We start from the raw sequence: 10,799 nt of genomic DNA, 5'->3' as shown, positions 1-10,799 counted from the left end.
GCCAGGTGCTCGATCGCCTGGACCCCATCAACGATATCTCACCGATATTTCGCCGGTTTAGTTATGACCCCCGCCTGGTCGAGCTTGCCCATTCTGCCATCGGCGAGGAAGTCCTCCTGTTCAAGGACAAGATCATCTACAAGCCGCCCGGGACCATGGGTTACGACATGCATCAGGACTTGCCGTACTTCCCGCTGTCGGTACCCTTCGATGCGATTACGATCGTCATGATCAGCCTCGATCGCGTCAACGCCGGATGGTGGTTTTGTGGTGGCCGGTTTCACCGATTCTTACGGCGCAGGTGCAAATGATGTCTGGCTGCTCCGACTGGCCCCGGCAGCGCCCCATATCAGCAGTGTTATGGACGTGCCCGATGATCAGGGGAGACAGGTCTACGTGAGCTGGAATCGCAGCTATATGGACTTGGATGCTGGGATTATTCAGTATGGCATCAAACTTCAAAACCCCGAAGGACAGTGGGTGTCGTTGGGGAGTGTGGCCGCCGAGCAGGCCGAAACCTACACCTACCTGGCCGATACCTTCGGCGACTCCAGCGCCACCGGCACGGTCTGGAGCCGGTTCCAGGTCACCGCCCACTCCGACGACCCAGCCATCTTTTACACCTCGCCGGTGGACTCAGGCTACTCCATCGACAACCTGGCTCCGATGACACCTTCGGGGCTGATGGCCTCGATGGCGGATGGACTGGCTGTGTCCCTGACCTGGAACGGCCCGGTGGATCACGACTTTGACTTCTTCAGGCTGTACCGAATGGCAACTATCGATACCGCCGCTATGTCCCTCGTCGAGACTAGTGAAACTTCTTTTACGGATACCACCGTTGAAGCGAGCCAGAGTTATGAATACTGGCTGACGGCCGTGGACATCAACGGGAATGAGAGTGACCAGTCTCAGGCGTTGTCGGTGACAGTACTGGGAATAGAGGACGCCCCCGGCCTGCCCGCCGAGTTTGCCCTGCACACCAACTACCCCAACCCCTTCAACCCGGCCACCACCCTGCGGTTCGATCTGCCGGAAGCGGCGGTGGAGGTGCGGCTGGTGGTGTATGATCTCCTGGGCCGGGAGGTGGCCCGGCTGCTGGACCGGCGGGTGGAACCCGGCTACCACCAGGTGACCTGGGACGGGCGGGACCGGAACGGCCGACAGCTGCCCACGGGGGTCTACATCGCCCGACTCACAGTACCGGGGTACGCCAAAAGCATCAAGCTGCTGCTGCTGAGGTAGGGGCACAGCGCGCTGTGCCCCACGGAAGCCCGCAATCGACAGGGCGCACGACCGCCCGCTAAGGGAGGACGGGGGCCCACTCGCTGGGCCCCCCCGCCGCGTGACTCCTCCCCCTTCCCTCCTCGCTGCCTGACCCTTACCTTTCCCCCCAACGCTCTTTGACATTTCACCCCGCCGCAATGTGTCCCGATGCTTCGGGAGGCGGTGGTCCACACCACCCCAGACGCCCCGCGCTGGTTGGGTATCACCTTGGTATCACGTTGGTATCACCTTGGTATCACTTCGGTATCACTTCGGTATCACCCTCTCCGACGGGGAGCGTGATACCGGACCCGGGGGGTGGGGCCTCGGCCCTGGCCGTCCCGACCACGGGGAGGCCGTAGCCGCCACGGCGAGCCGGTCTCCGCTTCCCGCCCCACCCAGCCTCGGGGACCTGTTGGTGTCACCTTTGGGCCACTTATGGGCCATCTTTGGGTCACCACTCCCGTCGGTGACCGTGGCCCCAGCATAGGGGGGAGGGGGTCATGGTCAGGGGCGAGGGCCGCCGCCGTTGGCGCGACTAAGGCCAGCTCAGTGTGACGAGTCGAGTGGGATCAGTATCGAGGGCTAGTCGCCCGGCGGTTCGCCTTCGGCAGACGCGGCGGCTTCCGCCTTCTGCTTTAAGGTGTAGGGGCAGTCCTTGTCCTCGTAGTCGGCCCGCTTCTTCAGGTCGTCCTCGCTGAAATACCAGATGCACTGGGGACAGGTCCACGGCTTGCCGTTGTAGCCATGGCGCTGCTCATTCAGCTGCAGGGCAATCCCCGAATAAGGGCAATCGGCCTCGCTGTCCGGCTCCGGCCAACTATAGTTCTGGTACAGAAAATCGTAGGTGGGCTCTTGGTTCTCCACGCGGGCTCCTTCCCGTTTTCGCTGCCGAAAAAGTTAACGCCGTTGCACGGGGCGTATCAATCATCGTGATGGTCGCCGAGGCCACCGGGCAATTGGTCCACCACCGGGCGAGTTCCCCCTTTGTTTACCAGAGGCGGAGGCTTAATTTTTTGCCGTGGCACGCCACCGACGTTCAGCGTCTCGAACCCCCACCCACGCCGCCCGATCATCATCCCTCGCAAGGCCGGCACGGCATGCCTGCTCCCCGCCAACGGCCGCAACCTCCACCGCGGTGACCACTGGCCAGGTTGAACCTGAGTGTCCTGCGTGATTGAATCCAAACTCACGGCCCCCGAGCCCATCGCGGAAGATACGGCCGCCGAAAAGTCCCTCCGCCCTGGCAAACTGGAGGAGTTCATCGGGCAGGATGAGGTGGTCGCCAACCTCCAGGTCTACATCGAATCGGCCCGCAGGCGTAACGAGAATCTGGATCACGTGCTGCTGTTTGGCCCACCGGGGCTGGGCAAGACCACACTGGCCTACATCATCGCCCGGGAGCTGGGAGTCAACATGAAGACCTCCTCCGGACCGGTGTTGGATCGCCCGGCCGACCTGGCCGGTATCCTCACCAACCTCGCTGACCGGGACGTTTTTTTTGTGGACGAAATTCACCGCATCAATACCGCGGTGGAGGAGTACCTCTACGCGGCCATGGAGGACTACCGCATCGACATCATGCTGGACAAGGGTCCCAACGCCCGCTCGGTGCAACTCACACTGGCGCCCTTTACCCTCATCGGGGCCACCACCCGGCTGGGCAATCTGACATCGCCGCTACGGGACCGGTTCGGCGTCATTCAACGGCTGGACTTCTATTCCCCGGAGGACCTCAAGCTGGTGCTCATACGCTCGGCTCAGCTGCTGGAGATCGGCCTGGATGCCGATGCCGCCAACGAAATTGCCCGGCGAGCACGGGGCACGCCTCGGCTGGCCAATCGCATCCTGCGACGCGCGCGGGACTTCGCCGAGGTGGATGGTGCTGGGCATTTGACGCTGGAGGTGGCCCGTAATGCGCTTCAGCGGATGGGCATTGACGAGTTGGGGCTCGACGACATGGATCGACGTATTCTCACCCTGGTGGTAGATACTTTTCAGGGCGGCCCGGTTGGGGTGGAGACGCTGGCCGTCGCTCTGCACGAGTCCTCACGCACCATTGAGGAAGTCTACGAACCGTTCCTCATCAAGGAGGGTTTCCTGCAGCGCACGCCCAGGGGCCGCGTGGCAATGGAGCGGGCCTACACCTACCTGGGCATGACACCTGCGGTAGGGCAGAAAACACACCAGCAACCCCTGTTTTGACGGGCAGTCGGACCGATGGAATTTGATATCGTCGAAAAAACGCCGCGCCTGGCGGACTTTGATTTTGAGCTGCCGCAGCGGCTCGTGGCCCAATACCCCTGCGCAGAACGCGACCACTGCCGCCTTATGGTCCTTGACCGGGCCAAGCAGACCTCCCAGAGCCACCAGTTTTTCCAACTGGCGGACTTCCTGGATGAGGGCGACGTGCTGGTCTTGAATGACACCCAGGTGTTCCCCGCCCGTCTGTTCGCCACGAAGGATCGGAGTACCTCGAAAGTGGAGGTCTTCCTGCTCAGGGAGCTGGAGGACCGGTTGTGGGAAGTGCTGGTGAAGCCGGCCCGGAAAGTGCGGGTGGGCAACCGGCTGATATTTCAGCAGGACCTGATGGGCGATGTCATCGACAACACGATCTCCGGTGGCCGCGTGGTGCGTTTTCATGAGCACAATACGTCCTTTTATGATTTTCTGGAGCAACATGGCCAGTCGCCCCTGCCGCCCTATATCCACCGGGATCCGGAGCCCGGGGACAAGGCTGCCTATCAGACGGTCTATGCCCGCAGCCGGGGGGCGGTGGCGGCCCCCACGGCCGGCCTGCACTTTACGCCTTCACAACTGGACGAGCTGCCCAACAAGGGGGTGAGCATCGCTTACCTCACCCTGCATATCGGGCTGGGGACCTTCCGACCCGTGCGGGTGGAGGACATCACCCGCCACCACCTGGACTCGGAGTACTATTGCATTGACGACCAGGCCGCTGAGGTGATAAATCAGGCCCGGGCCGGCGGCCACCGGGTCGTGGCGGTAGGCACTTCCACTGCGCGGGCATTGGAAACCGCAGCGGCGGGTCCGGCCATCACCAGCAGACAGGGCTGGACCGACAAGTTCATCTACCCGCCCTACACCTTCCTGGCTGTCAACGGACTGCTGACCAACTTCCACCAGCCCAAGTCGACCCTGATCATGCTGGTCTCCGCCTTTGCCGGCAAGCCGTTTCTGTTTGACAGCTATCATCAGGCGATCCGCGAGGCGTATCAGTTTTACAGCTACGGCGACGCCATGCTCATTCTGTAGACCCGTCAGCGGCTGGCCTGCACCCCGCTAGCTCCATGAGCCCACCGCCTGCACAGCCCAACGTGGGAGCTATCATTCCCGCCGGGGGCCAGAGCAAACGATTTCCCGACCAAGATGGTCTGCGCAAGCAGTTTCGTAAGCTGCGTGGCAAGCCGCTGCTGGTGCATACGCTGGAACGGATATGGTCGGTGCCGCAGGTGGGCGCGGTGGCGGTGGCGGTCCCTGAGGATGACTTGGCTTACGCCCAGGACCTGTTGCAGCCGCTGAGCCCTGCCGGCGTGAAACTGATGGTGGTGGCGGGGGGCGCCACCCGCCAGGCATCGGTTGCAGCGGGACTGGCCGCCCTGCCCGAGGCCGTGGAAGTGGTGGTGGTCCACGATGCGGTACGGCCCCTGTTTGACCCGCAATGGATTACCGCCACCATTGCCCTGTGCGAAGAGTTTGCGGGCGCCATTGTGGCGGTCCCTTCCACGGATACGCTGAAGGAAGTACGGGCGGGCGCCAACGCGGAGTCCCCCTCGAGCGGCGCCATCATTCGGACGGTCCCCCGCGGGGCTATCTGGCGGGCCCAGACGCCTCAGTCCTTCAGGGCCGGCATCCTGCGGCATGCGCTGCGACAGGCCCAGGAGACGGGTGCAACCGGAACCGACGAGGCCGCCCTGGTGGAAGCGCTGGGCGGAACCGTGGCCGTAGTGGAGGGTTCGCCCGGCAATATCAAGATTACCACGGCCGACGACTGGGACTACCTGACGTGGCGGCTGGGCCACGTGGTGGAGACGCAACCGGATGTTTAGGACCGGCCTGGGTGTGGATGTCCACGCTTTCAGCGCGGGGAGCGGCCTGACCCTCGGGGGTGTCGCCATTCCCTTTGGCAAGGCTATCGCCGCGCACAGCGATGGGGACGTGGTGATCCACGCCGTGGTGGATGCCCTGCTGGGGGCCGCCGCGCTGGGCGATATTGGCAGCCATTTCCCATCGAGCGACCCGCAGTGGCAGGGGGTCAGCAGTCGGGTGATCCTTGCGCGCTGCCGGGAGTTGCTGGCCGCTGCCGGTGCCAGCATTAACAGTGTGGACTGCAGCGTCATCCTTCAGGAGCCGCAGCTAGCCCCCTTCATCGCCGGGATGCGGCGCAACCTCGCCGACGATCTGGGCCTCGACACGGTGCAGGTGAGCATCAAGGCCACGACCACCGACCAGCTGGGCTTCGCCGGTCGGGGCGACGGGATTGCCGCCCTGGCCGTGGCAACGCTCACGACACCAGACGTCGCGACCCCGCCACAATGAGCGTCCGCGTTCGCTTCGCTCCCAGCCCCACGGGCTTCCTCCATGTGGGTGGCCTGCGCACCGCCCTCTACAACTGGCTGTTCGCCCGCGGGCAGAGCGGCACCTTTATCCTGCGTATCGAGGATACGGACCCGTCGCGCCAGGTGGAAGGGGCCGTGGACAACCTGTTGGCGTCGCTGGCATGGGCCGGGCTGGATATTGATGAGGGTCCCGGCATGGGCGGCGAGCACGGCCCCTATCTGCAATCGCAGCGGTTGGACATCTATCATAACCACGTCCGCCAGTTGCTGGCGGGCGGCCACGCCTACCCCTGCTTCTGCACGCCGGAGCGGCTGACAGAGGTTCGGGAACGCCAACGCAGCCTGGGTCTGGCGTCACGCTACGACCGCCACTGCCGCAACCTGCCGCCCGGTGAAGCCGCATCCCGCGCCGAGAACGAGCCCCACGTGGTACGACTGGCGGTACCGGAGACGGGCCGCATCGTCATGGAGGACATCGTTCGCCAGAAGGTCGGCTTCGACCTGGAATCGGTGGACGACCAGGTGCTGCTAAAGACGGACGGCTTTCCCACCTACCACCTGGCCAACGTGGTGGACGACCACCTCATGGCGGTAAGCCACGTCATTCGCGGCGAGGAGTGGCTGCCCAGCATGCCCAAGCACCTGCTGCTCTACCGCTTTTTCCAGTGGGAGCCGCCCCAGTTCGCCCACCTGCCGCTGCTACTCAACCCCGACCGCTCAAAACTCTCCAAGCGGCAGGGCACGGTGGCGGTGGAGAACTACCGGCAGGAGGGCTATCTGGCCCAGACGCTGGTAAACTTCGTGGCCCTGCTGGGCTGGCACGATGCCTCCAACCAGGAGCTATTTTCATTGGACGAACTGGTGCAGGCCTTCAGCCTGGAGCGCATCCAGAAAGGGGGCGCCATTTTTGACCGGGAGAAGCTCCTGTGGCTCAACGGCCAGCACATCCGGCGGCTGAGCCTGGATCAATTTCGGAATGCCATTGAGGCTCTGCTGGACCCGGACTGGCAACTCACCGACACCCTGGCGGCCGCTATCCACACCAAGGTCAATCTGCTGACGGAAGCACCCGACCAACTGGCCTTTTTCTTCGAGGAACCGCTGGTGCTGGACGAGGCGGCGCAGGAATCCCTCGCCAGCGCGGAGGCCCGGGGCGTTCTGCTGGCCCTGCAGTCCCGGCTGGAAGAGGTTAGCGAGTTCTCGGGCGAATGGTTTCTCTCCGCGGTGAAGGGGATCGGGGCCGAATTTGCCATCAAGGGTCGCGACCTGTGGCAGCCCATCCGTGCCGCCATCGCCGGTCGGGTGGCCGGGCCGGACATGGTGACCATCGTGGAGCACTTCGGTTTGGACAAGCTGCGCCAGCGGATACAAGCCGCGCTGTCGGCCAAGTAGGTCCGCAACAGCCCGTGGCCCTGACCCTCCCAGCCAACGCCAAGGTGAACCTGGGGCTGCACATTACCGGGCGGCGGGACGACGGCTACCACCTGCTGCATACCCTTTACCAGGAGATCAGCTTTGGCGACACCCTCACCCTCAGCGAGGGCAGCTCCGGCAGCGTAACCATGCGGGTCTCCGGCCCGGCGGCCGAGGGCGTGCCTACCGGCGGCGACAACCTGTGCGTCCGCGCGGCGAGACTGCTACAGGCCCGCTTGCGGACGCGCCGGGGTGTCCACATCCTACTGCAGAAGCACATTCCGGCGGGCAGCGGTCTGGGGGGTGGTTCCAGCGACGCCGGGGCAGTCCTCCGGGGATTGAACCGCTATTGGCAGGCAGGCCTCACACCGGCGGAACTGGAAGCCTTGGCCGTGGAGCTGGGCGCCGACGTGCCGTTTTTCATCCGTGGCGGACTGCAACTGGGCGCGGGTATCGGTGACGACCTCACGCCGCTGAGCCAGCAGCTGGCCTACGCGCTGGTCCTGGTGATCCCCCCATTCTCAGTGGACACGGCGTGGGCTTATGGGCAGCTGGCCGCGCGGGAAAGTTTTTCGGCGCCCCCGGCATTCGACCAGCTGCTGGCGCAGACGCCCATTCCCTGGGACCGCTTCAGTAACGACTTCGAGGGGGTGGTTTTCCCACGCTACCGGCGGTTGGCGGAGATCAAGCGCGAGCTGCGGGAGCTGGGGGCGGTCTACGCGGGACTGTCAGGGAGCGGGAGCGCGGTGTTCGGGCTGTTCGAGGAGGCCCCCGGGGACAAAGCGCACTACCAGCGTTGGCCCGACTGCCAGGTGGTCAACGCCAATCCCCTCCAAAGCACGGCCTGAAGACGCGACCCTGCCCCCAAACAAACAGCCCCACCTGACCCCGACGTATCGGGACCGGGTGGGGCTGTTCAAATACCGATCACCTTACAGGAGGGTGCTTACTTCATCAGCACCATCTTGAGGGTCTTGGCATAGCCCTGGCTGGCCACGAGGCGGTAGAAATAGACGCCTGTAGCCAGCGCGGCGCCGTGGGCATCGCGGCCATCCCAGACCACCTGGAAATACCCGGCCGGTACGCTCTCGTTTACCAGCGTTCTGATGTGCTTCCCGGTAAGGTCATAGACCTTCAGGGACACCGGCCCGGCTTCGGGCAGCTCGTAAACGATGGTCGTGCTGGGATTGAAGGGGTTGGGATAGTTGCTGCGCAGGGCATAGACCTCCGGAACGGCCAGGTTGCCGTCAACACCCAGGGTGATGGCGGTGGTGGGGGCCGAGGGGGCCGAGACGTTGCCGGCGAAATCGGTGGCCGTCACCTGCCACTGGTACACCCCGCTGCCCAGGGCATCCGCAAAGGACGTCTCGGCCGTGTTGCCCACAAGGGCGAACTCAGCATCGCTATCTGAGCGGTATACCGAGTAGAACTGCACGGCCGTGCCCTCCTCCGGGTCATCCACAGAGGGCGCCCAGGAGATGGTTACCGTGCCGGACTCCACAGCGGTCGCCAGGTTAGCGGGCGCTTGCGGCGGCAGATTATCCATAGAGGCGCCCGACATCTGGTTGGAGATGAAGCGCGGCCAGGGGTCGTCGCCGTAGTGACCGGTGACGACATACCAGTGCGGGATCACGTCACCCTGGCTAGTGCGCGCCGGCAGGAAGTATCTGTCCGCGTCGCCCAGGGCGGGGGAGGTGCCGGCATGCATGATGGGCATGTCCTCCATGGGATTGGCCCCGAACCCGATCTCCCACAGTTCGAAGCGGGATACTTCGCCGGCGATGAGGCGGTTGACACTCCAACGGGCATGGACCCAGCGGCCATGGTCATTGGGCGCATCCAGAACGGCCGTCAAATCCAGGAACGTTTCCGGCGTCATAACCACGTCGAACGGGCCACCCGGAACATCCCACTCCTTGGTCTCTTCCAGGAAACCCTCCCTGGCGAAGAGGGAAAAGTAACTGCCGGGCAGGAGGTCCAGGGTGTAGATACCATCGGCGCCGGTGAAGGTCTGGGCCATATAGTCTGCCGTGACGAAGAGGACGAATACCCTTGGAATCGGAGTGTCGTCCGGAGCGGTGACCGTTCCGGTGACCGTCTCGGTGAGCAGTGCGCCGGCATCGGCGAGAACGAAGTCGACGGTGGTGTCCGTCTCCACTACGAACCGCACGGAGTCCACCAGGAAGCCGGTGGCGCCGGCCCTGAGCAGATACTCCGCGGGCTTCAAGAAGAGCTCATAGAAACCGCCCTCGTCCGTGAACTCGCCCTCGTCGAGGAACCCCTGCTCGAAGGCCAGGACCAAGGCCCCAATGATGGGCGCTCCATCGGCAGCGGAGGTCACCTGTCCCGCGACCCTGATCCGTTCCCCACCGAGGAAGAAGCCGACGTAGATGCCGTCTGCACCGGTGCTGTGATGCTGCACCTGGGGCGGATAGCCTTCGGCCGACGCCACGATATCGAACTGGCTGAAGGTGGGCACCCCGTCGACGAAGAAGTAGCCGTCCCCATCGGTGAAGGTCTGGGCGTAGAACGGCCCGTCGGTCTGAATGATCTCCACCCGGGCGTTACCCACCGGGAAACCATCGGGGTTATAGACGTGTCCCTCAACAAATACGAACTGGGCGAGTTCCGGCAGGAAGTAGTCCCGCACAATCGATACACCCGCGAAGACCTCGATGGTATCGGTTATCGCCGGCGGCCAACCCATGTCGGGCCGGAATACCTCGATAAACCAGGTAGACCCGCCAATCAGCTCCAGTTCGTAGAAACCGTCATCATCGGTGTCGGTCCCGCTGAAGAAGAAGTTGGTATCGTCCATGGTATAGGCGTTGATGAAGGCATTGCGAACGGGATTAAACGTTGTTTCAAAGAAGATATGGCCGCTCAAAGTGGCGTCAGTGGGGAAGAACAGGAAGTCCTTGCCCGTCGCGGCAGCGGGCACATCACCATACCCGGGCGGCTGCGGCAGGGCGCCTTCCACCCAGGCATTAACCCAATAGCCGTAGCTGGTGTAGGTGTTGCCAAACTCATCCGTATGCATCACCGTATCCAGCGCAGAGCTCACCATGAGCGTATAGCTACCATCGGCGGCGGTCTCCGTCCGGGTGAAGAAGTCAAACGTGTCACCCCAGATTTCGGCACCGGCTACGGGGCTGGCATCGGTGAATGTTGCCGTGCCGGTAATCGTGGCATCGGCAAAATAAGTCAGGAAATCAACGGTGACACTATCGCCGTCAAAGATATCGACGCCCTCATCGCGTCGATAAGGCACCATGTAGCCGTTATCGATAAGGTCCCGGCCGCTGGGGCGCACGTGCCAGTGGCCCCCGATGACGGGCAGGGAATACATACCGTTGGCATCCGTGGTGTCGCTGACTTCGCTAGGTCCATCCGATTCGGCGAAGATGCGTACACCAGGAATGCCGTTGGCGTTTTCATCGGTGAGGGTACCACTGATGCTGGCGGTGGCAGGTTCGAAGACGAAATTCAGACCGGCCAGGCTGTCGCCGATGCCGACGAAGGTTTCGATGAATTGGGGAA

At 63.5% G+C, this 10,799-nt stretch carries 10 protein-coding genes; 8 read left to right on the top strand and 2 right to left on the bottom strand.

Annotated features, from left to right (window positions below; genetic code table 11):
- Together IH971_09265 and IH971_09260 are read left to right on the top strand one after the other, a co-directional pair.
- On the top strand, window positions 1–311 hold a 311-nt coding region (locus IH971_09265), incomplete at its 5' end, for a phytanoyl-CoA dioxygenase family protein (GenBank protein MCH7498027.1).
- The gene (locus IH971_09260; GenBank protein MCH7498026.1) at window positions 271–1,245 is read left to right on the top strand and encodes a T9SS type A sorting domain-containing protein; all 975 of its coding nucleotides are present in this window, start codon (window positions 271–273) and stop codon (window positions 1,243–1,245) included. The genes IH971_09265 and IH971_09260, both read left to right, overlap by 41 nt.
- 606 nt (window positions 1,246–1,851) lie before the next feature.
- Here the strand turns inward: IH971_09260 and IH971_09255 are convergent.
- Window positions 1,852–2,133, bottom strand: coding sequence for a hypothetical protein (locus IH971_09255; GenBank protein MCH7498025.1), 282 nt, complete (start codon window positions 2,131–2,133; stop codon window positions 1,852–1,854).
- Window positions 2,134–2,439: 306 nt separating this feature from the next.
- On the opposite strand from IH971_09255, the gene ruvB reads away from it, so the two are divergent.
- The 6 genes from ruvB to ispE all read left to right on the top strand — a co-directional run bounded on the left by ruvB (window position 2,440) and on the right by ispE (window position 8,107).
- Window positions 2,440–3,471 (top strand): Holliday junction branch migration DNA helicase RuvB, encoded by a 1,032-nt coding sequence (gene ruvB, locus IH971_09250; GenBank protein ID MCH7498024.1) that lies wholly within the window; start codon window positions 2,440–2,442, stop codon window positions 3,469–3,471.
- 15 nt (window positions 3,472–3,486) lie between these two features.
- Window positions 3,487–4,542, top strand: coding sequence for a tRNA preQ1(34) S-adenosylmethionine ribosyltransferase-isomerase QueA (gene queA / locus IH971_09245; GenBank protein ID MCH7498023.1), 1,056 nt, complete (start codon window positions 3,487–3,489; stop codon window positions 4,540–4,542).
- A gap of 62 nt (window positions 4,543–4,604) precedes the next feature.
- The gene (gene ispD / locus IH971_09240; GenBank protein ID MCH7498022.1) at window positions 4,605–5,336 is read left to right on the top strand and encodes a 2-C-methyl-D-erythritol 4-phosphate cytidylyltransferase; all 732 of its coding nucleotides are present in this window, start codon (window positions 4,605–4,607) and stop codon (window positions 5,334–5,336) included.
- Window positions 5,329–5,826, top strand: coding sequence for a 2-C-methyl-D-erythritol 2,4-cyclodiphosphate synthase (locus IH971_09235; GenBank protein ID MCH7498021.1), 498 nt, complete (start codon window positions 5,329–5,331; stop codon window positions 5,824–5,826). The genes ispD and IH971_09235 overlap by 8 nt, the downstream gene beginning before the upstream one ends.
- Window positions 5,823–7,238, top strand: a complete 1,416-nt coding sequence (locus IH971_09230; protein ID MCH7498020.1) for a glutamate--tRNA ligase — start codon at window positions 5,823–5,825, stop codon at window positions 7,236–7,238. Before IH971_09235 ends, IH971_09230 begins: the two co-directional genes overlap by 4 nt.
- Before the next feature lie 14 nt (window positions 7,239–7,252).
- Window positions 7,253–8,107, top strand: a complete 855-nt coding sequence (ispE, locus tag IH971_09225; protein ID MCH7498019.1) for a 4-(cytidine 5'-diphospho)-2-C-methyl-D-erythritol kinase — start codon at window positions 7,253–7,255, stop codon at window positions 8,105–8,107.
- Window positions 8,108–8,205: 98 nt separating this feature from the next.
- Here ispE and IH971_09220 read toward each other — a convergent pair.
- On the bottom strand, window positions 8,206–10,799 hold a 2,594-nt coding region (locus IH971_09220), incomplete at its 5' end, for a carboxypeptidase regulatory-like domain-containing protein (protein ID MCH7498018.1).

The organism is Candidatus Neomarinimicrobiota bacterium, assembly GCA_022560655.1.
Taxonomy (GTDB): domain Bacteria; phylum Fidelibacterota; class Marinisomatia; order SCGC-AAA003-L08; family TS1B11; genus JADFSS01.
Note: the sequence above shows the minus strand (reverse complement) of the source record. Positions and strands in the feature narration are given on the sequence as shown.

Bases quoted from the DNA above. Each gene is read 5' to 3' on its own strand.
- queA (MCH7498023.1), top strand. From the start codon at position 3,487: ATGGAATTTGATATCGTCGAAAAAACGCCGCGCCTGGCGGACTTTGAT.
- IH971_09235 (MCH7498021.1), top strand. From the start codon at position 5,329: ATGTTTAGGACCGGCCTGGGTGTGGATGTCCACGCTTTCAGCGCGGGG.
- IH971_09230 (MCH7498020.1), top strand. From the start codon at position 5,823: ATGAGCGTCCGCGTTCGCTTCGCTCCCAGCCCCACGGGCTTCCTCCAT.